This is a genomic window from Pedobacter sp. T50_32, assembly GCF_057652195.1.
The window spans coordinates 59,795-80,354 of the sequence record NZ_JBYFBY010000004.1; the positions used below are offsets into that span (position 1 = coordinate 59,795).

Annotated in this window: 20 protein-coding genes; 11 read left to right on the forward strand and 9 right to left on the reverse strand. The window is 37.1% G+C overall.

Going from position 1 to position 20,560, the window contains the following annotated elements; all coding sequences use genetic code 11:
• The first annotated feature begins 5 nt into the window (after nucleotides 1-5).
• Nucleotides 6-566: an MAC/perforin domain-containing protein gene (locus AC23ME_RS13855; RefSeq protein ID WP_487728373.1), complete on the forward strand. Its 561-nt coding sequence runs from the start codon at nucleotides 6-8 to the stop codon at nucleotides 564-566.
• 86 nt (nucleotides 567-652) lie between these two features.
• Here AC23ME_RS13855 and AC23ME_RS13860 read toward each other — a convergent pair whose 3' ends face one another.
• The 3 genes from AC23ME_RS13860 to lon are packed head-to-tail and all read right to left on the reverse strand — an operon-like array spanning nucleotide 653 to nucleotide 4,615.
• Nucleotides 653-1,180 (reverse strand): L,D-transpeptidase family protein, encoded by a 528-nt coding sequence (locus AC23ME_RS13860; protein WP_487728374.1) that lies wholly within the window; start codon nucleotides 1,178-1,180, stop codon nucleotides 653-655.
• Between the two features lie 6 nt (nucleotides 1,181-1,186).
• Nucleotides 1,187-2,146, reverse strand: coding sequence for a lipid A deacylase LpxR family protein (locus AC23ME_RS13865; protein WP_487728375.1), 960 nt, complete (start codon nucleotides 2,144-2,146; stop codon nucleotides 1,187-1,189).
• The gene (lon, locus tag AC23ME_RS13870; protein WP_487728376.1) at nucleotides 2,147-4,615 is read right to left on the reverse strand and encodes an endopeptidase La; all 2,469 of its coding nucleotides are present in this window, start codon (nucleotides 4,613-4,615) and stop codon (nucleotides 2,147-2,149) included.
• A 380-nt stretch (nucleotides 4,616-4,995) separates the two neighbouring features.
• Here lon and AC23ME_RS13875 point away from each other — a divergent pair, with 380 nt between their 5' ends.
• Nucleotides 4,996-5,622, forward strand: a complete 627-nt coding sequence (locus tag AC23ME_RS13875; RefSeq protein ID WP_487728377.1) for a tetratricopeptide repeat protein — start codon at nucleotides 4,996-4,998, stop codon at nucleotides 5,620-5,622.
• A 12-nt stretch (nucleotides 5,623-5,634) separates the two neighbouring features.
• On the opposite strand, the gene AC23ME_RS13880 is transcribed toward AC23ME_RS13875, so the two are convergent.
• Nucleotides 5,635-6,159 carry a hypothetical protein gene (locus tag AC23ME_RS13880; protein ID WP_487728378.1) on the reverse strand — a complete coding sequence of 175 codons (525 nt, stop codon included), beginning with the start codon at nucleotides 6,157-6,159 and terminating at the stop codon, nucleotides 5,635-5,637.
• On the reverse strand, nucleotides 6,159-7,679 hold the full coding sequence (gene gpmI / locus AC23ME_RS13885; protein ID WP_487728379.1) for a 2,3-bisphosphoglycerate-independent phosphoglycerate mutase: 1,521 nt from the start codon (nucleotides 7,677-7,679) through the stop codon (nucleotides 6,159-6,161). Before gpmI ends, AC23ME_RS13880 begins: the two co-directional genes overlap by 1 nt.
• 138 nt (nucleotides 7,680-7,817) lie before the next feature.
• On the opposite strand from gpmI, the gene AC23ME_RS13890 reads away from it, so the two are divergent.
• From AC23ME_RS13890 to AC23ME_RS13905, 4 genes are all read left to right on the forward strand, one after another.
• Nucleotides 7,818-8,213, forward strand: a complete 396-nt coding sequence (locus AC23ME_RS13890; protein WP_487728380.1) for a DUF4783 domain-containing protein — start codon at nucleotides 7,818-7,820, stop codon at nucleotides 8,211-8,213.
• Between the two features lie 48 nt (nucleotides 8,214-8,261).
• On the forward strand, nucleotides 8,262-9,104 hold the full coding sequence (gene nadC / locus AC23ME_RS13895) for a carboxylating nicotinate-nucleotide diphosphorylase (protein WP_487728381.1): 843 nt from the start codon (nucleotides 8,262-8,264) through the stop codon (nucleotides 9,102-9,104).
• A gap of 46 nt (nucleotides 9,105-9,150) precedes the next feature.
• Nucleotides 9,151-9,798: a glycerol-3-phosphate 1-O-acyltransferase PlsY gene (gene plsY / locus AC23ME_RS13900; protein WP_308851484.1), complete on the forward strand. Its 648-nt coding sequence runs from the start codon at nucleotides 9,151-9,153 to the stop codon at nucleotides 9,796-9,798.
• 62 nt (nucleotides 9,799-9,860) lie between these two features.
• A complete protein-coding gene (locus AC23ME_RS13905) occupies nucleotides 9,861-10,667 on the forward strand; it encodes a M48 family metallopeptidase (RefSeq protein WP_308851506.1) in 807 nt (268 codons plus the stop codon).
• Between the two features lie 91 nt (nucleotides 10,668-10,758).
• On the opposite strand, the gene AC23ME_RS13910 is transcribed toward AC23ME_RS13905, so the two are convergent.
• Nucleotides 10,759-12,018, reverse strand: a complete 1,260-nt coding sequence (locus tag AC23ME_RS13910) for an anthranilate synthase component I family protein (RefSeq protein ID WP_487728382.1) — start codon at nucleotides 12,016-12,018, stop codon at nucleotides 10,759-10,761.
• Nucleotides 12,019-12,101: 83 nt separating this feature from the next.
• On the opposite strand from AC23ME_RS13910, the gene AC23ME_RS13915 reads away from it, so the two are divergent.
• Complete coding sequence (locus tag AC23ME_RS13915) at nucleotides 12,102-12,698, forward strand: hypothetical protein (protein ID WP_487728383.1); 597 nt, start codon at nucleotides 12,102-12,104, stop codon at nucleotides 12,696-12,698.
• 53 nt (nucleotides 12,699-12,751) lie between these two features.
• On the opposite strand, the gene AC23ME_RS13920 is transcribed toward AC23ME_RS13915, so the two are convergent.
• The 3 genes from AC23ME_RS13920 to AC23ME_RS13930 all read right to left on the reverse strand — a co-directional run bounded on the left by AC23ME_RS13920 (nucleotide 12,752) and on the right by AC23ME_RS13930 (nucleotide 16,894).
• On the reverse strand, nucleotides 12,752-14,029 hold the full coding sequence (locus AC23ME_RS13920) for an adenylosuccinate synthase (RefSeq protein WP_487728384.1): 1,278 nt from the start codon (nucleotides 14,027-14,029) through the stop codon (nucleotides 12,752-12,754).
• Nucleotides 14,030-14,065: 36 nt separating this feature from the next.
• A complete protein-coding gene (locus AC23ME_RS13925) occupies nucleotides 14,066-14,539 on the reverse strand; it encodes a Fur family transcriptional regulator (protein ID WP_308851481.1) in 474 nt (157 codons plus the stop codon).
• Nucleotides 14,540-14,683: 144 nt separating this feature from the next.
• Nucleotides 14,684-16,894, reverse strand: a complete 2,211-nt coding sequence (locus tag AC23ME_RS13930) for a RelA/SpoT family protein (protein WP_487728385.1) — start codon at nucleotides 16,892-16,894, stop codon at nucleotides 14,684-14,686.
• 111 nt (nucleotides 16,895-17,005) lie between these two features.
• Here AC23ME_RS13930 and AC23ME_RS13935 point away from each other — a divergent pair, with 111 nt between their 5' ends.
• The 4 genes from AC23ME_RS13935 (at nucleotide 17,006) to AC23ME_RS13950 (ending at nucleotide 20,407) form a co-directional block, all read left to right on the forward strand.
• On the forward strand, nucleotides 17,006-17,623 hold the full coding sequence (locus tag AC23ME_RS13935) for a DUF4294 domain-containing protein (protein ID WP_487728386.1): 618 nt from the start codon (nucleotides 17,006-17,008) through the stop codon (nucleotides 17,621-17,623).
• 9 nt (nucleotides 17,624-17,632) lie between these two features.
• Nucleotides 17,633-18,139 carry a glutathione peroxidase gene (locus AC23ME_RS13940; RefSeq protein WP_487728387.1) on the forward strand — a complete coding sequence of 169 codons (507 nt, stop codon included), beginning with the start codon at nucleotides 17,633-17,635 and terminating at the stop codon, nucleotides 18,137-18,139.
• Between the two features lie 82 nt (nucleotides 18,140-18,221).
• Nucleotides 18,222-18,938 carry a bacillithiol biosynthesis deacetylase BshB1 gene (bshB1, locus tag AC23ME_RS13945; RefSeq protein WP_487728388.1) on the forward strand — a complete coding sequence of 239 codons (717 nt, stop codon included), beginning with the start codon at nucleotides 18,222-18,224 and terminating at the stop codon, nucleotides 18,936-18,938.
• 107 nt (nucleotides 18,939-19,045) lie between these two features.
• Nucleotides 19,046-20,407, forward strand: coding sequence for an acyl-CoA dehydrogenase family protein (locus tag AC23ME_RS13950; RefSeq protein WP_487728389.1), 1,362 nt, complete (start codon nucleotides 19,046-19,048; stop codon nucleotides 20,405-20,407).
• Nucleotides 20,408-20,560: the final 153 nt, after the last annotated feature.

Here is a 20,560-nt window from a genome sequence, read left to right on the forward strand (position 1 = left end):
ATTATATGATTTGGAAAAGATACACCATCTATTATGAACAAGAAGTGAATAATTATTTAACAACCGATTTTAAAAGAGATATCACTTTGTTAAATGCTCAAGAACTAGTCAGTAAATATGGAACACACGTTCTGACACGTATAAAAATTGGTTCAAAATTCGATGTAGTTTATCAAGCTGCTGCTCCTAGCGAAGATGAGAACAGGGAAGCTATTAGCATGGAAGGATTACGTTACACTTTAAAAAGAACGTTTGGCTTGATGACAGGATACTCAGATGATCCGAATTTAAAGAACTTAAATGCGAATTCTTCTGCAAAGATTTACTATAGTTCCGTTGGTGGTAAATTTAGTGAGTTGAAGACTGAAACTATAAATAATCGATTGATCTTGAATCTTAATAACTGGAGAGCTTCTACTACAGAGGACAAGGCTAGATTTATTGGTCCTTCAAACAATGGCTTAGAGCCTCTTCATAAGTTTATCGATAACGCCGCTAAAAAGGAATTGGTTAAAAACTATATCGAACAATATTTTACAGCTAAATCTGTTAAGCTAAAAAACTAATATCATCTATTCAAGTTCATAAAAAGGTCGGGATTAATTATTCCGAACTTTTTATGAATAGCTTTTTGCAAAAGTTCTCTAGTTTTCTAAGGCCTAATCTCAATCTTCGCATTAGGCACAACAGCAGTATAAAGCTCATCAATTTCACCATCGGTAATTGCAATGCAACCATTCGTCCAATTAGCTAAGCGGTGCAACTTTTTGATAATCCCAAAACCACCATTTTTTAAACCGTGTATTTTAATATCGCCGCCTGGCGATTTGCCTAGAGCCTTTGCTTTTTCTCTGTCGGTATCATTTGGATAGGATACGCCTAAATTTTTGTGGTAGTCGCTATTCGGATTTCTATCATTGATACTGTAAATGCCTTCTGGAGTTTTTTGGTCGCCTTCAAAAACTTTATGACCAATTGAGTTTTTACCCACAGTAATTTTGTACGTTTTAAGTAACTGCTTGCCTTGATAAGCTTTCATAGTCTGCTCAGACTTTTCTACCAACAGGTAATCGATTTTTGAGTTTTCTGCAAGTCGTTTTTCTGGCCAAAGATTATAAATAGCGCAACTGGTAAAAACTATCAATATGAAATAAAGACATAGAATTGCAGCTTTCTTCATCGCCTATTAATTAAAACGATAGTACATAGAAATACTACCATATTGGTGCGCCCTGGCATTACTCTTAATCTCCTTAGATAAAAAGATCAAGCTGTAATCGATAGTGAAACGCGGAGAGCTGTAGTTGAAGCCCATTGTCTGCGAAAAAACTATAGGCTTTACTCCAAACGTAACAGGACTATAAGTATCATAAAGCAGGCTTCCTTGAATTGTAGCATCATAAGCTACGTAGTTTAACTGAGGCTTAGCATAGAAATAAAACTCTTTCTTTTTCAGTTTTTCCGTTTTACTGCCATTGCTGATGCTGCCATTATAGTGAACAGAATTGAAGAGTTGGTTAATATCTCCAGCCCTAAAAACTACAGCAACTCCCGCTCCATTATAAATTGTGCCTAGATTGGCATAGCCATCTAATGTAAAATCCAATACATTATCACTACTTCTATGCAAAAGCTTTGCATATTTTGCGTTTGCATTAACAGCAAAATCATTGGCAATTTGGTAATCCCAGCCCTGCACTTTGTAAAATCCAACAATGCTATGTAGTAGATCTTGTGCTTCTTTGCCTAGGGCATTGGGGCCAACTGTACCAACATCTAATCCAATTTTAACTACACTTTCGTTTTTGTGGAATAAGCCAACTTTAAAACCACCGTATAAATATCCGGCAAATGGTCTGTCGTGGGTTGCAGGATCTGGTCTAAAGCCAGAAAGAGGGTTAAACATTTTTTGCCCTACGGATATTTCATAAGTGAGCTTTTCGATATCCATAGCTTCGTTTTCGGGTATTTTCATGGCCCGTCTAAAATAGACAAACAGACCATTGGTGTAATAACGGTCTTGTCCGTACCAAAGATAGGCATCGTTATCACTTTTAAAACCAAACTCGTTCTTGTACTCTTGCGCATAAGAACCATAAACAATAGCTAAAATGGCAAGGGTAGCCAGAACGAGTTTCTTGTACATCTATTTATCGGTACTAGGTTTTGTTTTTATCGTTAAATCAATCGGATTTTTAACCTTATCCTTTGTTAATGCTAAGTTAATCACTTCTTGCATTTCTGTCACATAGTGGAATTTTAAATCCTTAATGTAATCTTCCTTAATTTCTAAAATATCCTTGCGGTTCGATTTACATAGAATGATTTCTTTGATGTTGGCACGTTTGGCAGCCAAGATTTTTTCCTTAATTCCACCAACAGGCAATACTTTTCCACGAAGTGTAATTTCACCAGTCATCGCTAAATTTTGTTTCACTTTACGTTGTGTAAATGCCGAAACTAAAGCCGTTAACATGGTAATACCCGCAGAAGGTCCGTCTTTTGGCGTAGCACCTGCCGGAACGTGAACGTGTAAATCGAAGTTGTCGAACAATTCGTGGTTAATGCCAAATTGCGAAGCATGTGCTCTAATGTATGCCAGAGCAATTACTGCAGACTCTTTCATCACATCACCTAAATTACCTGTTAAGGTCAATTTACCTTTACCCGGACTTAAACTCGCTTCGATGAAGAGGATATCGCCACCAACTTGTGTCCAGGCTAAACCTGTAACTACACCAGCTACTTCATTGCCTTCGTAAGCATCTTTATCGAAAATAGGAGCCCCTAAAATTCGTTCTACATCGTCATTGCTCAATGTTGGCTCGTAAGCTTCTTCCATGGCAATTTTAGTAGCAATGCCACGTACCAAAGAACCAATTTTTTTCTCCAAACCACGTACACCACTTTCCCTCGTGTAATCTTCAATTACTTTCTCAATTAATGAATTTTTAAGCGTGATTTGTTTGTTGTCTAATCCGTGTACCTCTTTTTGCTTAGGTAACAGATATTTTTTAGCGATTTCGATTTTCTCCTCAATCGTATATCCATTTACCTCGATAATTTCCATACGATCTAACAAAGCAGGTTGTATGGTGCTCAAAGAGTTTGCCGTAGCGATAAAAAGAACATTAGAAAGATCATATTCTGCCTCTACGTAGTGATCGTTAAACGCATTATTTTGCTCAGGGTCTAAAACTTCAAGCAAAGCTGATGAAGGGTCTCCTCTAAAATCAGAACCTACTTTATCAATCTCATCCAAAACAAACACAGGGTTGTCTGCGCCTGCTTTCTTGATAGATTGAATAATACGGCCTGGCATTGCTCCAATGTAAGTTTTACGATGTCCACGGATTTCCGCTTCGTCTCTTACACCACCCAAAGCCATACGCACATATTTACGGTTCAAAGCCTTTGCAATAGATTTACCTAAGGATGTTTTACCAACTCCCGGAGGACCTACTAGGCACAAAATAGGTGCTTTCATATCACGTTTTAGCTTTAAAACAGCCAAATATTCGATGATACGTTGCTTAACTTTCTCTAAACCAAAGTGATCTTTATCTAGAACCCTCTGCGCTCTTTTTAAGTCGAAATTGTCTTTTGTAAATTCATTCCAAGGTAACTCTAAAAGCAACTCCAGATAGTTCATTTGAATTGAATAATCTGGAGCAGCAGGGTTCATTCTGCCTAATTTTTCTAGTTCTTTATTGAAATGCTCTTTAACTTCAACCTTCCATTTTTTCTTTTTACCTCTGTTTTGTAAGGCTTCAAATTCTAAATCGGTAGAGTTTCCAAGTTCTTCTTGGATCGTTTTTAATTGCTGATTTAAGAAGTAATCGCGTTGTTGCTTATCTAGATCAGTCCTAACCTTAGATTGAATTTGATTTTTCAACTCCAACATTTGCAACTCTTGCGTTAGCAAATCCATCACCATTTCTGCACGCTTGCGCAAATTGCCCATCTCTAGCATTTTCTGCTTGTCGGCCATTTCAGCGTTCATGTTCGATGAAATGAAATTAATCAGAAATGAAGTGCTTTCGATGTTCTTTAGGGCAATTCCAGCTTCACTAGGTATGTTTGGAGAAAGCTGTATAATTTGGCTCGACATCTCTTTGATTGCCGCTACCAAGTTTTTAAATTCTTTATCGTTTTTATGCTTTGTTTCGGTAAACTTAGCCACAACTGCCTTAATAAATGGCTCGTTTTGTACCTCATCTACCAATTGGAAACGTTGCTTACCCTGAATAATTACGGTAGTATTACCATCAGGCATTTGTAGCATCTTGATGATGTGTGCAACAGTACCAACATTGTGCAACTGCTCAAAAGTAGGATCTTCAATAGAAACATCTTTCTGCGCAACAACGCCAATTACGCGGTCTCCTTTGTAGGCATCCTTAATCAATTTAATTGACTTATCTCTGCCAACAGTAATTGGAATTACTACACCAGGAAAAAGTACTGTATTTCTTAAAGGAAGTATAGATAATATTTCTGGAGTTTCTTCGCTATTCATTTCATCCTCGTCTTGCTGAGACATTAGCGGAAAAAACTCGGTATCTTCATTTATGATTGGTAGTGTATTAAAATCAAATGGGTCTTGTTTGCTCATTCAGTTTTGTATTTATAAGGTAGGCGACAATATGACAGCATTGCCGCTATAAGTTTATGAAATAATTATGCAGCTTGTAATTTCAACTCCTATGCCAAAAATCATTTTTAAACGGTAGTGGAAACTTGATCTGCTTAATTTCGCTGATTATCTTTAATTAGAGCCTAAAGAGGCTATTTTTTAAATTCAAATTAATCGGCCTTGTTATTGAAACACTTTCAGACAAAATAGGTTTTCGGTAAAAACGTCATATAAATAATCGTTTGCTAAAATCATATTTGCAAATATTATGCGTTAACTTGTATAATTGCACATAAAAGGTAAATTAGCGTTTACATTTTGATTAAAGAAATGTGTAAGTTTATATAAAAACATTTTTAATGAAATTTCTTAGCAAATCTTATTTAGTATTATTAGCTATTTCAGTTAGTTTACAGGTTCAGGCACAGAGTAATTTTGAGAAACAAGGTACGCAAGCATGGATGAAAGGTGACTTTAAAACTGCAGTGGTACAACTTGAAAAAGCAGAAGCTAAAGATCCAAGTAATGCAAATGTATTAAAGATGTTGGGCTATTCTTATTTCCAAAATGGAGATTTTGAAAATGCAATTGCCGCTTATACTCGTTTAATTGCACAAAAACCTGCTGATTATTCGGCCTACTATTATCGTGGTAAAGCCAGATTAAATATTGCCAATGCACCAAAAGAATCTTTAAACCAAATGCGTGATAGTTTTTACAGCACGGCAATTAAGGATTTTTCGAAAGCTATGGAAATTAGTGGTGAAGAGGATATCCAAATCTTACAAAATAGGGGAGTTGCCTACAAGGATTATGGGATTTTCAAATCTTATAAAGCAAAGAAATCTGTAGATAAAAATGCTTGTATTGCTTTGTTCAACAACTCAATCGCTGATTTTCAGAAAATTTTAACCATGCAACCGCTGAGGAAAGATGTAATGTCGTTGATTGATTATGTGAAGGCGCAGTCTGCAAGTATGAAATAGCAGTAAGAACTACTACTTTAACTTTCCGATGATCTTATAGTTTTTTGAACTTAATAGTTTAACCTTCTGCTGGTTTTGGATAAAGTATAAACTGTCGGGATAGTAAAGTAGCGTATCTGTAGAATTGTAAAGGTAATTCTCGGTCGCTTTGAAAATCTTTATTCCAGTAATTTTTTCACCAGCTTTAGTTATTTCTATTTTTTTAACGGGTATTTTCGGATTTTCAGTGCTATAGCTGGTAACAGTGCCATTTTGTATAACTGTAAATTCTCCTGCCCATGCCGCTTTGTTAATATCTGAATTACTAAAGCTTACCAACTCGGTTTTCCAGTCGCTTATCGTTGTTGACCTTTTTTCGGCTTTACCTACAGCAATTACATCCTTAATAATAGTTGGATTTGTTTTTTGCAAACGATTAGCCTCGTTTGTAAAATATCCTGTAATATCAAAATAAGTAGGCGCATTTGCCTTTTTACTTTCCTGCTGAGCGCAAGAAAATAGAAATAAGACAAATACACCTAAAATAAGTTGTTTCATTATACTAAACAGTTTCCTGTCATAATAGCAGGAGCTTCTAAGCCCATAATTTTTAAAACGGTTGGTCCAATATCACCTAATTTGCCATCAGCAATAGTTTTGTAGTCTTTATCAACCAAAATACATGGTACAAGGTTAGTAGTATGGGCAGTGTTTACAGAGCCGTCAGCGTTTAGCATAAATTCGGCATTGCCATGATCTGCCAAGATAATAAATGAATAACCGTTCGCAATTCCAGTTTCTACTACCTTGCGTGCACAACTATCAACTGTTTCTACCGCTTTAACTACTGCTTCAAACACGCCAGTGTGTCCTACCATATCTGGGTTAGCAAAGTTTAGGCAGACGAAATCTGGCCATTTGCTTTCTAACTCCTTCACTATAGCTTCTGTAATTCCTGCAGCACTCATTTCTGGCTGTAAATCGTAAGTAGCTACTTTTGGTGAAGGCACCAATATTCGTTTCTCATTAAAAAATTCTTTCTCTCTTCCGCCAGAAAAGAAAAAAGTAACATGCGGATATTTCTCCGTTTCGGCAATTCTGATCTGGTTTTTATTGTTTGCTTCCAAAACTTCGCCTAATGTGTTGCTCAGATCATCTTTTGTGAAAATTACGTTTACATTTTCGAAACTTTCATCATAGCTTGTCATGGTAACGTAGTACAAAGGAAGTTTGCACATTCCTTGCTCTGGAAAATCTTTTTGGCAAAGCGCTTGGGTAATTTCTCTACCTCTATCTGTACGGTAATTGAAACAGATGACCACATCTCCTTCCTTTATCGTAGCCGTTGGGTTGCCTTGATCATCAGTAATTACAATTGGTTTAACAAACTCATCAGTAATTCCCTGAGAGTAAGAATGCTGTATGGCAAGTTCAGGACTGCTAAATTTTTCACCAATGCCGTTCACCATTACATCATAAGCCAGTTTTACCCTTTCCCAACGATTATCTCTGTCCATAGCATAATACCTACCCACCAAACTTGCAACTTTACCTGCTGAACTTGCAAGATGCTCATCCAATGCGGCAATGTAAGCTAAACCTCCATTTGGGTCTGTATCTCTGCCGTCTAAAAAAGCATGAATAAACACATCTTTCAGTTCATTTTCTTTGGCAATATCGCAAAGTGCCTTTAAATGGCTGATGTGTGCGTGTACACCACCATCGGAAACTAATCCAATAAGGTGCACAGGTTTATTGTTCTGTTTTGCATAAGCAAATGCTTCGAGCAAAGTAGTATTTGTATTCAAAAACTTCTCAGTAATGGAGTTATTGATGCGTCCCAGTTCTTGGTAAACTACTCTTCCAGCACCTAAATTCATATGTCCCACTTCCGAATTACCCATTTGTCCCGCAGGTAAACCTACTGCTTCGCCTGAAGCCTCTAGTTTTGAGTTAGGATAATTAGCTAATAATGAATCGAAAAAAGGAGTATGGGCAGCGTAGGCGGCATCAGAATTATCTTTTTTGCCGTAACCCCAACCATCAAGAATTAGTAGTACCAATTTTTTAGCTTCCATCTGATATAATTTTGTTGTGTTTTGTATTACGTTATTTGCAAATATACGCTAAATTAAGCCCTAAACCCAATATTTTAGATTTAAAAATAGGTAAATGGCATAGTTTTGGCTGTAAGTTTGCTTTAGCTTTTAAGGATCATGTTTAAATCTATACTTGCGCTCATGGTTATGTTTCTGCATTTTACGCCTCAACAGGCTATGCAGGTAGATATTGCCGATGATTTAGCGACAAATTTTCGACAAGGAAACTCTAAAGAAATTGCTAAAAGTTTTGCGCCGTCTATAGAACTAATCATCATAGATCAAGAAGATGTATATAATAGAGCACAGGCTGAACAAATTCTTAAAGATTTTTTTCTGAAAAACCAGCCAAGTAAAACAAGTATTATTCATAAGCTCAGTAATAGTCCAAATTATAGGCTCACTATTCTCTCTTTAACAACTAAAACAGAAAAATTTAGGGTTACCGTTACAATGAAAAAAACTGGTAATGCTTTTTTAATCACTGAGTTAAGGATAGAACCTGAGAGATAATTCCATATTGATGCGCATTTTGCTATTTTTGTGGCAAATTATATCGCATTGGATAAGCAAATCATAGATCAATTTATTAAAAATGCAATTGCCGAAGATGTTGGCGATGGAGATCATACTTCATTGTCTACCATACCTGAGGGCACGCAAGGAAAAGCGAAGTTAATTGTAAAAGAAAAAGGTATTTTAGCAGGGGTAGAACTTGCATTAGAGATTTTTCATCAAGTAGATCCGCTTCTTAAAGTAGATGTTCTTCTAAATGACGGACAAGAAGTAAATCCTGGAGATATTGCGCTCACTGTTCACGGTAGTACACATGCAATATTGCTGGCAGAGCGTTTGGTCTTAAACTGTATGCAGCGTATGAGTGGTATCGCCACTAAAACAAATCGTATTGTAAAGAGTTTAGAAGGGTATAAAACTAAAGTGCTTGATACTCGCAAAACTACGCCAGGATTAAGATATCTTGAAAAATGGGCAGTTAGAATTGGTGGCGGCGTTAATCATCGAATTGGTTTGTACGATATGATCTTAATTAAAGACAATCATGTAGATTATGCAGGTGGTATCCATAATGCAATCAATCAAGCTAAAAGTTATTTGAAAGATACTGGTAAGCAATTACAAATTGAGATAGAAGTACGTAACTTAGAGGAGCTGCAACAGGTTTTATCAATTGGCGGAGTAGACAGAATTATGTTAGATAATTTTGAGCTACCACGTTTGAAACAAGCTGTTGAAATGATTGATGGAAAGTTTGTAACTGAAGCTTCAGGAGGCATTATTGAAGAGAATGTTACTGATTATGCTGCTTGTGGAGTAGATTACATTTCAATGGGTGCATTAACACATTCGGTAAAAAGCCTAGATTTAAGTTTAAAAGCTTTTTAATAACCATAATTTACGAAACCGTTTTTTTTATTATCATTGTAGCTAAATGATTTCAATTTATTCCATTTCTGCGCTAATTGCAGCTTATCTTCTGGGGTCTATTCCTACAGCAGTGTGGCTAGGGCAGGCATTCTACGGTATTGATGTGAGGGAGTACGGAAGTGGAAACGCTGGAGCTACCAACACATTTAGGGTTTTAGGTAAAAAGCCAGGTATTATTGTAATGACCATCGATATTATGAAGGGATTTACAGCTACCAAATTAGCATATCTAATAGGACTTTCTGTTACAGGACCAAAATATTCTGCACAATTTGTAAACTACGAGCTTGCACTTGGCGTAATTGCCGTAATGGGTCACTTATTCCCAATTTTTGCTGGTTTTAGAGGTGGAAAGGGAGTGGCTACTTTGTTCGGTATGGTGCTCGCTGTTAATCCTTTGGCAGCGCTTTTATGTGTAAGCGTTTTTGTAACTGTACTTCTCGTTTCTAAATATGTTTCCTTAAGTTCTATCTGTGCCGGATTTACTTTTCCGTTGGGCACAGTTTTTGTTTTTCAATCGTCTGTAAAAGCGGAAGTGCTCTACAGCATTTGTGTATGCGTTCTGATCTTGGTAACGCATCAGAAAAATATAGAGCGTCTGCTAAAAGGAAAAGAATCTAAAGTGTATCTATTTAAGAAAAAACAAGCTTAGCACAAAACTGCAAACAAATTTGCTTGCAAAATAGTTATGTGTTGGGTGATAAATTTACAATGATGAAAAAAACAATGATTTTTGGTCTGGCAACTGCATTACTTGCCATTTCCTCGTGTTCAACTGTTCCATTAACTGGGCGTAGCAGGTTAAGTTTGGTAGACGATAGCCAGCTGCAACAGCAAGCAGCAATTGGTTATGCTCAATTGTTAAGCGATCCGCAAACTAAAGTGGTATCTTCAAGCAATGCCAATGCTGCTATGGTAAAACGTGTAGGACAAAAAATTGCTACTGCCGTTACTCAGTATATGAACCAAAATGGCTATGGAGATCAAATTGCCAACTATAAATGGGAATACAATTTAATTGATAGTAAGGAAATTAACGCTTGGTGTATGCCAGGTGGTAAAATTGCGGTTTATACGGGTATATTGCCCGTTACAAAAGACGAAGCTGGTTTGGCTACTGTAATGGGACACGAAGTGGCTCACGCCATTGCGCAACACTCAGCAGAAAGAGCGTCGCAAATGACAGTTGCTCAGGGCGTTGGTACTGCGGTGGGTGTGGCTAGTGCAAACTCTAAATATGCCCAGTATATCAATACCGCTTATGGTATTGGCGGGCAGTTAGCTATTTTGAGCTATGGCAGAAATCAGGAATTGGAAGCTGATAAAATGGGATTAGCATTTATGGCAATGGCAGGATATAATCCAAACAACGCTATTGGATTTTGGCAGAGAATGGCACAAGCGAGCTCTGGTTCTCAAAAACCACCAGCATTTTTAAGCACCCACCCTTCAGATCAATCTCGTATTGCTCAAATACAAAAAGCATTGCCAGAGGCGATGAAATATTATAAAGGGAAATAACCCTTAGCCCCTAAATGGGAGTTTTTTTGAAATAGTGCTTTGTAAGATTTTTGCAAAGCATTATTTTTTTGCTCCAAATTCGGAAGTCCCTTTAGGGGGTTGGGGTTAATACGCTCATGATTGCTGAGGCTTTCACTAGGCATTCTTCATATTCCTTTTCCGGATCAGATTCATAAGTGATAGCGCCACCTACTTGGAACGATAAATAAGCACTTTCTTCATTATAAAGAATACTTCTAATGATTACGTTAAAATCAAAATCACCGTTCGGGTTGATGTAGCCAAAAGAACCAGAATAGGCACCTCTCTTACTTCTTTCATATTCATCAATAAGTTGCATGGCACGTAATTTTGGTGCGCCGGTCATAGATCCCATTGGGAAGGTATTCTTGATAGCATCTATAAAATGCACATCCGGAGATAATTCACAACTAATGCTAGAGATCATTTGGTGTACTTGTGGAAAAGTATAAATTCCAAACAACTCATCTACTTTTACCGTACCTTTTACCGCACTTTTCGTCAAGTCGTTTCTCACCAAATCTACAATCATTACATTTTCTGCTTGTTCTTTTTTGCTGTTTTTTAAATCCGCTTTGATGCGTAAATCTTCGTCAATATCAATGCTTCTTTTAGCTGTTCCTTTAATCGGTTGCGAAGTCAGGATATTTCCACGCTTAGATAAAAACCTTTCTGGCGTAGCCGATAATATATACTTGTTGCCAATTTTGAAAAAACCTGCAAATGGAGTAGGGGAAATAGCAGTTAAATGATGATAAACTGCCAATGGATTAATCATTGCATTTTCTGAAAAAAACTCTTGGCAAAAATTCATTTCATACACGTCGCCGCGTTTAATGTGCTCTTTAACCTTTTCAATACTAGCTACATAATCTTCACGAGTAAACTTCTGTTCGATATGTATATCTAAAGTAACTGTATTGTTTTCTAAACTTATTTGATCAATTTTTTTAAGGATATCTTTATCACCTTTTAAAACTTGAATCTCATTGCCTTTAATAGCTATTAAGCTATAAGGAACAAAAAAATAAAGATCTGGAAAGTATAATTTATCACTTTTTGAATTCGGAATATCCTCCATTTCACCTTTTAAATCATAAGTGAATAGACCAAACATCCAAGTTTTGTTCTCGTCAACAAATGGTTTCAGGAGTTTAAATGCATTGCCAGTAGAAGCAGTAAGCTCTTGGTCTTTTCCAAAAGCAATTAAACAATCGTGCTTGCCATACTTGTCTTCGTATTTGTGAGAATCTAAATAACAACAAACCTCGAAGCTTGAAGCGTACTGTAATGCTTTTTGTTTAAAATTAGAGATCTGCTGGTGGGTCATTTTATTACAAGACAAAGGTAAAAAAATGTAATAGAAGCAATCTTATAATTTATATCTTTCCAACTTAATTATTAATCATTTTTATGAAGAAAAATATCTTAACGCTTTGCTTGCTAATTGGAAGTTGTTTTGTAGCAAATGCCCAGAAATCGGCAAAAGCCAGCTATAGCGAATTTATGGGTTACAGAACAGGCAAGGGAGATGAGAGTAAAATTAAGAAAATCACAGCTCTGCTAGAACAGAAAGATCAGTTGTCGGTAAAGCAGGTAGCTAATCTTGAATTTCAATTGGGAAGGATGTACGAAGACATTAAAGATCCTGAAAATGCATTGTTACATTATTTAGAGTCAATTAAAGGCGAACCAAATTATACGGTGATCCATCGAGCAATGGGTTTTATTTATCTGGACAAAACTAAGCCCATTATAGCTGAGATGAATGAAGCTAAAGCAACAAAAAATGCTGTAGCAAATGCAAAAGCTTTTGAGAAATATAAGGCAATGGTAAAAAAGGCTTTGCCTCATTTCGAAAAATATCAAGCTTGTGAGACAGATGAGGAGACACAAACCATGATTTCTAATCTTTACAAAAGCATTAAGGAACCACAGGCAATCACCACTTTACCAAATCGTTTGAAACCTCTAGCACAAAATTGTGTAACGTTGTTAGAAGACGAATAAAAGTAAAAAAGCTCCGAAAATTTTTCGGAGCTTTTTATTTATCTAAGCTTTGTTTATTTCAAAGTCAAAGTTTGTGTTCTGTCTGGACCAACCGATAAAAATTTGATTGGCACTTCTAGCTCTTTTTCCAAGAATTCGATATAAGCATTTAACTGTGCAGGGATTTGATCAGTGGAAGTGATGCCAGTTAAATCAGTTTTCCAGCCTTCAATAGCTTTTAAAACTGGTTTCGGCGCTACTGTGATGATATCGTAAGGCATATAATCGATCGTTTGACCATCGTGCTCATAATGAGTACAAGCGTAAATAGTGTCGAAACCATCCAATACGTCAGCTTTCATCATAATTAATTCGGTAACACCATTTAACATGATGGCATATTTCAATGCTGGAAGATCAATCCATCCGCAACGACGAGCTCTACCTGTAGTTGCTCCGAACTCGTGACCCACAGCACGTAATGTTTCTCCAGTTTCGTCGAATAATTCAGTGGGGAATGGACCACCACCAACTCTAGTGCAATACGCTTTGAAGATACCATAAACATCACCAACTTTATTAGGAGCAATACCTAAACCGGTACAAGCGCCAGCAGTGGTTGTGTTAGATGAAGTTACAAATGGGTAAGAACCAAAATCAACATCTAACAATGCACCTTGAGCACCTTCTGCCAAAACCTTTTTGCCTTCTTTTAGGTAGCCATTTACAAAATGCTCACTATCTACATGAGGAATAGATTTGATGAACTCGATAGCTTCAAAAAATGCCGCTTCTTTCTCCGTTAAATCATATTCAAACTCGTAGTGAGATAGGATTTCTTTATGTTTCTGTACTAATTTTTCGTATCTCTCTTTAAAGTCTGGCAGCGTAGTGTCTCCAACACGGATACCGTTTCTGCCAGTTTTGTCCATATAAGTTGGACCAATACCTTTTAATGTAGAACCAATTTTACCAGCACCCATTTTTTGCTCGTTAGCGGCATCTAATAATTGGTGAGTAGGTAAAATTAAGTGCGCTTTACGTGCCAAAACTAGTTTTTGTTTACCAACAGGATCGTGGCCAGCAGCTCTTAAATTATCTAATTCTCTTTTTAAAATGATCGGGTCAATTACAACACCATTTCCTATAAGGTTCATGGTTTTTTCGTTAAAAATGCCTGATGGAATAGTGTTAAGTACGAATTTTTTGCCATCGAACTCTAGGGTGTGCCCAGCATTTGGACCGCCTTGAAAACGAGCTATTAAATCGTATTGAGGACTAAGAACGTCAACGATTTTTCCTTTACCTTCATCGCCCCATTGTAGGCCTAGTAGTACATCTACTTGCGTCATTATTTTAAATTAAGAGAATATTGGTTTTATAAATAATTAGTGTGCTTTGTTTTTAATGGTTGCTGCGGCGCTGCAATCGAAACATACTCCATAAAGGTTTAAAGAGTGATGTTTGATGTCGAATTTTAGTAAATCGCCCACCATATTTTGGATTTGACCAATACGAGGATCGCAAAACTCTACCACTTTACCACAATCTATACAAATAACGTGGTCGTGTTGGTGATAGCCGTACGATTTTTCGAACTGTGCCATGTTCTTGCCGAATTGGTGTTTTGTTACCAAATCACAAGAAACTAGAAGCTCTAGCGTGTTATAAACGGTAGCCCTACTTACACGGTATTTTTGATTTTTCATGTGTATGTAAAGGGTCTCTACGTCAAAGTGATCATCTCTTGAGTAGATTTCTTCTAAAATAGCAAAACGCTCAGGGGTTTTTCTTAAGTTTTTGTTTTCGAGATAGGCTTCGAATATCTTTCTAACCAACTCACTTGTGTTCTGTTCAGACATAGTTTTAAACTCCAACCAAAGGTAGTTAAATGATTACAGAGATTAAAGAACTAGACAGTTTTATGTTGATAAAATGATAGATTGTTGAATTGTTTTATGGTAGACTTACAAAGTTTTTAAAACTTCGTAAGTCTAGGTAGTAGGTTATGCATCAAACCTAGTCACACCAGTGATGCCTTTTACTGCTAAAAGATTTTTAATCAAATTATCTAGATGTTCCTTATCGTTTACGAAAACTTTAATTGAGCCGTCAAAAATTCCATCATCGGTATCGATAGTAATTGAGCGAATATTAACCTTAAAATCGTTTGAAATTACTTTGGTTAAACTATTGATTAAACCTACATCGTCAATTCCTACTATTCTTAATCCTGTTAAGAAACTTAATTCTTGTTGCTTGTTCCATTTTGCTTTAACCACACGGTAGCCATAATTGGCCATCAGCTGTGCTGCATTAGGGCAATTAGTTCTATGTATCTTAATACCTTCGTTTACGGTCACAAAGCCAAAAACGTCATCTCCCGGAATTGGGTTACAGCAGGCAGCTAACGTGTAGTCTATCTTTTGTAGATCTTCGCCAATTAAAAGTACATCAGATTCTGGACCCTTAACTTTTTTAAGTAATGCATCTATGCGGTCATTGTCCGAACCTCTTTCGTTACCACGATTTTCGATCTCTTTTTCGCCAGCGAGGTACTCTTTTAAATCTTTCAATTCTATTTTACCTGTGGCAACAGAAATGAATAGATCTTGCGTAGATTGCAGTTTAAAGAAATAACTTAGTTTGTTAAGATTATCGGTATTGTAGGTGATTTTAAGGGATTTTAGTTTACGTTCTAAAATTTCCTTTCCTTCTTCTGCAATTTTTCGTTTTTCTTCTTTTAAGGATGACTTGATCTTAGATTTCGCTTTGGCCGTCATCACAATATTCAGCCAATCTTCTTTCGGTGTTTGCTTGCTAGATGTAATGATCTCTACCTGATCGCCATTTTGAAGCTTATAAGAAAGTGGCACTAATTTGTGATTTACTTTAGCGCCAATACATTTTGCACCAATATCGGTATGGATCTCAAATGCAAAATCTAACGCAGTTGCACCTAAAGGTAATTGCAATAAAGCACCTTTTGGGGTAAAAATGAAAATCTCATCAGAGAAAAGGTTCATTTTGAAATCATCCAAGAAGTCTAAAGCATTAGACTCAGGGTTGCTCAGCATTTCCCTTACTTTCTGGATCCATTGGTCAAGACCATTATCATTACTGCTTTCTTTGTATTTCCAGTGTGCGGCAAAACCTTTTTCAGCAATTTCGTTCATTCTTTGCGTTCGAATTTGCACTTCTACCCATTGCCCTTTTGGCCCCATCACGGTAGTATGTAAAGATTCGTAACCATTTCCTTTTGGCGATGAAACCCAGTCACGCAAACGATCGGGATTTGGCCGGTACAAATCGGTAACTATAGAATAAGCTTTCCAACAATCCGCTTTTTCACTTTCTGGAGCACTGTCTAATATAATTCTGATAGCAAAAAGATCGTATACCTCTTCAAAAGGTATGTTCTTTTTCTTCATCTTATTCCATATTGAATGGATAGATTTCGGACGACCGTAAATGTTGGCTATTAATCCCTGCTCAGCTAAAATATCATTGATAGGCTCGACAAAAGCCTTTATAAAAGCATTTCTTTCAGCTTTTTTCTCGTTAAGTTGTGTGGCGATGTATTTGTAGGTGTCTGGTTCCAAATACTTCATAGACAAATCTTCTAGTTCAGATTTGATAGCATATAAACCTAATCTGTGGGCTAGTGGTGCGTACAAATAAATGGTTTCTGATGCTATTTTCAGTTGTTTGTGACGAGGCATAAAATCCATCGTACGCATATTGTGCAACCTATCTGCCAGCTTAATTAAAATTACCCTTACATCATCTGCTAGGGTAAGTAACATTTTTCTAAAATTCTCTGCCTGTAAAGAACTGTTAGTGTCAAATACGCCAGATATCTTGGTTAAACCATCGATAATTTTAGCGGTTTTTTTGCCAAACTCACGCTCAATATCTTCCAAAGTAATGTCGGTGTCCTCAACCACATCGTGCAGCAAAGCACATACAATCGATGTGGTACCTAATCCAATTTCTTCGGCAGCAATTTGTGCAACTGCAATTGGATGGTAAATGTAAGGTTCGCCAGACTTACGGCGCATATCTTTGTGGCTCTCCAAAGCCATGTCAAATGCCTTACGTATTTCTTTTTTATCTCCTCTTTGTAACGTTGATTTACAGGCACGTAGCAAAGCCCGATACCTTTTTAGTATTTCCTTTTTCTCGACTTCCAGATCTATAACTAAAGTATTCTTCATTTGTATTTTCTAGGTAAAATTATAGTAATATTAAACTATAAAGTATTATATTAGGTTTGTAGTTAAAACGAATATATAAAAATAGCGCTAACTTTGAATAGGCATAAATTTATGAATTTTTATCGTCTTTTTGCTCTTTCAATTGTCATGATTGCTGGTTTTTGTGCCCAAGCACAAGACAGCACATCTAAAGCTATTTGGCCAAATTTAGGCAAAAATGATACCATTCGTGTAGCCGCCACGGTAGATGGAGGCTTTATGATTCCATGGATTGGTTTAAGGGAGGTAGTGATCTACGGTCAACGGATTTGGAAGTCGCCACAAGAGCAAGCTGCCTATAACAGGCTGAGATATAATGTGCTGAAAGTGATGCCTTATGCGTTGTTTGCGAAGCGTAGATACGAGCAATTAGAGCGTGAGCTAGCTTTGGTATCAGATAAAAAGGAACAAAAGCGCTTAGTAAAGCAATGCGATAATGAAATTAAGAAAATGTTCAACACTGAAATTAAGGAGTTGACCATTACACAAGGACAAATACTAACTAAATTAATTGATAGGGAAGTTGGGCGAACAACGTACGATATTGTGAAGGAAACAAAAGGTAAATTTGCCGCTTTTTCCTATCAACTGGTCGCTAGAGTGGTTGGTCATAACTTAAAAAGCACGTACAGCGTTCAGGAAGATAGAGATATCGAATCGATCATTAAGGGGTCTGGCTACTATCAGTAAGGTTAAAATATGAATGTAACTCCAACAGTGTATCCATTTAAGGCTCGCCTTATTAATGGAACAGAAAAAAACTTGGCCGATTACAAAGGCAAAGTATTGTTGATCGTAAACACAGCTTCTGGTTGTGGTTTTACACCCCAGTTGAAAGAACTACAACAAATCAGAGAAGAATTTTCTGCACAAGGTTTCGAAATTTTAGGTTTTCCTTCTAATGATTTTGGTAAGCAAGAACCTTTGGATGGCAAAGCCATCAATGAGTTTTGCGAAGTAAATTATGGTGTGAATTTCCCAATTTTCGATAAGGTAATGATTAGGGGAAAGGAAGCTCATCCCTTATTTAAATTTTTGGCAGATAAGAAGCAAAATGGAAATTTGACTTCTACACCCCGTTGGAATTTCCATAAATACCTGATCAATAAAAAAGGCGAAGTGGTTGAATACTTTTTCCCGTTCACGAAGCCAACTTCATCTAAAGTGAAGAAAAAAATACTACGTCTCTTACAAGAAAATGTCTAAATTATAAAGCACAAAGACACCAGGAGCACAGAATAAAATCGCTTTGTGCTGTTAGTGTCTTTGTGGTAAAATTAAGGTACGAATGAAATTAGATTTATTGGTTTTAGCAGTTCATCCTGATGATGCAGAATTAGGCTGTTCGGGTACTATTATCAAACATATTGCGCAAGGTAAAAAAGTAGGAATTGTAGATTTTACCAGAGGCGAACTTGGAACTCGCGGTACGGCTGAAACTCGTGCAGAAGAGTCGAAAAATGCTTCTGCTATCATGGGTATACACGCTAGAGAAAACATTGGCATAAGAGACGGATTTTTCAAAAACGATGAAGCACATCAGCTAGAAGTGGTGAAGATGATCCGCAAATACCAGCCTGAGATTGTGCTTACTAATGCGCTATACGATCGTCATCCTGATCATGGTAGAGCTTCGGATTTGGCTAACGACGCAATTTTTCTTTCTGGATTAAGGAGGATTGAAACGGAGCTGGATAGTATAAAACAAGAACCTTGGCGACCACGTTTAACGCTGCAGTATATCCAAGACACCTATATCAAACCGGATATTATCATCGATATTTCTGAGCAAATGGAGCAAAAAATAGAGGCCATCAAAGCTTTTAAAACCCAATTTGATAGCCCAGATGAAAACGAACCTCAAACCTATATTTCTACGCCTGCTTTTCTACAATCTGTAATTGCCAGAGCTAGGGAAATGGGTAAGAACATTGGTGCCGAATATGGCGAAGGCTTTACATCTAGGAAACTTTTGGGTGTAGAAAGTTTGTTTGATTTGAGGTAGAAATCTTCCAAAAGCCAACAATTTAGGGGATTTCTTGTTTTGTATGGAGGTAACGAGGTCTTGCAATAGTAGGACTTCAAACTTTTACATTAAAACATATCCCATCTATGGCTAATCTATTTTCCTCTTTAAAAAACGCTTATCAATTATTTAAAAGTGTAGATTTTCAGAAACTGGATGCACTTTCTAAGAAAGTTGATCTACCTAAAATGGTAGAAACAATTTCTAGTCTCGACGAAAAGCAATTACAAGGTATGATGAAAATGATGGGCGGAAATTCTCGTAAGAAAGAATTGCCACCTATTGAAGGAGATTTTTATCAACTTGGAGAAGAAGCCTTAAACGAAGAAGACCGAGCTTTACAGTTAAAAGTGAGAGCTTTCTTGGAAAAGGAAGTAAAACCAATTGTTAACGATTATTGGTTGCGAGCTGAGTTTCCCCACGAAATTATACCAAAAATTGCTGAACTGAATGTTTGTGGTTTGGTTTACAAAGGTTACGGTTGCGCAGGCAAATCTAACCTCATGGAGGGTATTTTAGCCATGGAGTTGGCTCGTATTGATACATCTATGTCTACTTTTTTTGGCGTACAGAGCGGTTTAGCCATGGGTAGCATTTACCTGTGCGGTTCCGAAGAGCAAAAGCAAGAATGGTTGCCGTCTATGCAACAATTTAAAACTATTGGAGCTTTTGGATTGACAGAACCAGAAGTTGGTTCTGGCGCCGCTGGAGGATTGACGACCACCGTTAAACGCAAAGGAAATAAATGGATTATTAATGGGCAAAAGAAGTGGATTGGCAATGCTACGTTTGCTGACGTAACTATTATTTGGGCCCGAGATTTAGATGATAACCAAGTAAAAGGTTTCTTGGTAAGGAAAGGTACACCTGGAATATCTGTAGAAAAAATGCAGGATAAAATGGCTTTGCGTATTGTGCAAAACGGTTTAATTACGCTTAATAATTGCGAAGTAGACGAGGCAGACAGGTTACAAAATGCTAATTCTTTTAAAGATACCGCTAAGGTTTTGCAAATGACTAGGGCTGGAGTTGCTTGGCAGGCAGTAGGTTGTGCAAGAGGAGCTTACGAGGCAGCTTTGGCCTATACACAAAAGCGTAAGCAATTTGGTAGGCCTATCTCATCTTTTCAGTTGATCCAAAATCATTTGGTAGAGATGTTATCTAACCTAACTGCCATGCAGACTTTGTGTTTCCGGTTGTCGCAACTGCAAGATCAAAATTTATTGACCGATGAGCATGCCTCTTTGGCCAAAGTTTTCTGTTCTATGCGCACCCGCGATGTGGTGAGTAGAGCAAGAGAGGTGATGGGTGGTAATGGCATTTTGTTAGAGTATGATGTGGCTCGCTTTGTAGCAGATGCCGAGGCAATTTACTCTTACGAAGGCACGAAGGAAATCAACACCTTAATTGTGGGTAGGGCAATTACCGGTCATTCGGCGTTTGTTTAGAAAATTTATTTGGAAAAGAATGGAGGTAGCTTTTGGCCTTTGTAGTCCTGCTTTTTGTTGCTCCCGATAAGACCTGTTTAAGATTAACGGCAGTGAGTTAAATCGGGAACCACTTCAATCAGGTTTAATTAACTACCTGCATTGCTAAAAACT

What these genes read in the sequence shown, in the direction of transcription:
- AC23ME_RS13935 (WP_487728386.1), top strand. Translation starts at nt 17,006, where the DNA reads ATGAATTTTTATCGTCTTTTTGCTCTTTCAATTGTCATGATTGCTGGT.
- AC23ME_RS13855 (WP_487728373.1), top strand. Translation starts at nt 6, where the DNA reads ATGATTTGGAAAAGATACACCATCTATTATGAACAAGAAGTGAATAAT.
- AC23ME_RS13890 (WP_487728380.1), top strand. Translation starts at nt 7,818, where the DNA reads ATGTTTAAATCTATACTTGCGCTCATGGTTATGTTTCTGCATTTTACG.
- AC23ME_RS13915 (WP_487728383.1), top strand. Translation starts at nt 12,102, where the DNA reads ATGAAGAAAAATATCTTAACGCTTTGCTTGCTAATTGGAAGTTGTTTT.
- gpmI (WP_487728379.1), bottom strand. Translation starts at nt 7,679, where the DNA reads ATGGAAGCTAAAAAATTGGTACTACTAATTCTTGATGGTTGGGGTTAC.
- AC23ME_RS13905 (WP_308851506.1), top strand. Translation starts at nt 9,861, where the DNA reads ATGAAAAAAACAATGATTTTTGGTCTGGCAACTGCATTACTTGCCATT.
- AC23ME_RS13950 (WP_487728389.1), top strand. Translation starts at nt 19,046, where the DNA reads ATGGCTAATCTATTTTCCTCTTTAAAAAACGCTTATCAATTATTTAAA.
- AC23ME_RS13880 (WP_487728378.1), bottom strand. Translation starts at nt 6,159, where the DNA reads ATGAAACAACTTATTTTAGGTGTATTTGTCTTATTTCTATTTTCTTGC.
- AC23ME_RS13940 (WP_487728387.1), top strand. Translation starts at nt 17,633, where the DNA reads ATGAATGTAACTCCAACAGTGTATCCATTTAAGGCTCGCCTTATTAAT.
- AC23ME_RS13910 (WP_487728382.1), bottom strand. Translation starts at nt 12,018, where the DNA reads ATGACCCACCAGCAGATCTCTAATTTTAAACAAAAAGCATTACAGTAC.
- lon (WP_487728376.1), bottom strand. Translation starts at nt 4,615, where the DNA reads ATGAGCAAACAAGACCCATTTGATTTTAATACACTACCAATCATAAAT.
- AC23ME_RS13860 (WP_487728374.1), bottom strand. Translation starts at nt 1,180, where the DNA reads ATGAAGAAAGCTGCAATTCTATGTCTTTATTTCATATTGATAGTTTTT.
- AC23ME_RS13865 (WP_487728375.1), bottom strand. Translation starts at nt 2,146, where the DNA reads ATGTACAAGAAACTCGTTCTGGCTACCCTTGCCATTTTAGCTATTGTT.
- plsY (WP_308851484.1), top strand. Translation starts at nt 9,151, where the DNA reads ATGATTTCAATTTATTCCATTTCTGCGCTAATTGCAGCTTATCTTCTG.
- AC23ME_RS13930 (WP_487728385.1), bottom strand. Translation starts at nt 16,894, where the DNA reads ATGAAGAATACTTTAGTTATAGATCTGGAAGTCGAGAAAAAGGAAATA.
- AC23ME_RS13925 (WP_308851481.1), bottom strand. Translation starts at nt 14,539, where the DNA reads ATGTCTGAACAGAACACAAGTGAGTTGGTTAGAAAGATATTCGAAGCC.
- AC23ME_RS13920 (WP_487728384.1), bottom strand. Translation starts at nt 14,029, where the DNA reads ATGACGCAAGTAGATGTACTACTAGGCCTACAATGGGGCGATGAAGGT.
- bshB1 (WP_487728388.1), top strand. Translation starts at nt 18,222, where the DNA reads ATGAAATTAGATTTATTGGTTTTAGCAGTTCATCCTGATGATGCAGAA.
- AC23ME_RS13875 (WP_487728377.1), top strand. Translation starts at nt 4,996, where the DNA reads ATGAAATTTCTTAGCAAATCTTATTTAGTATTATTAGCTATTTCAGTT.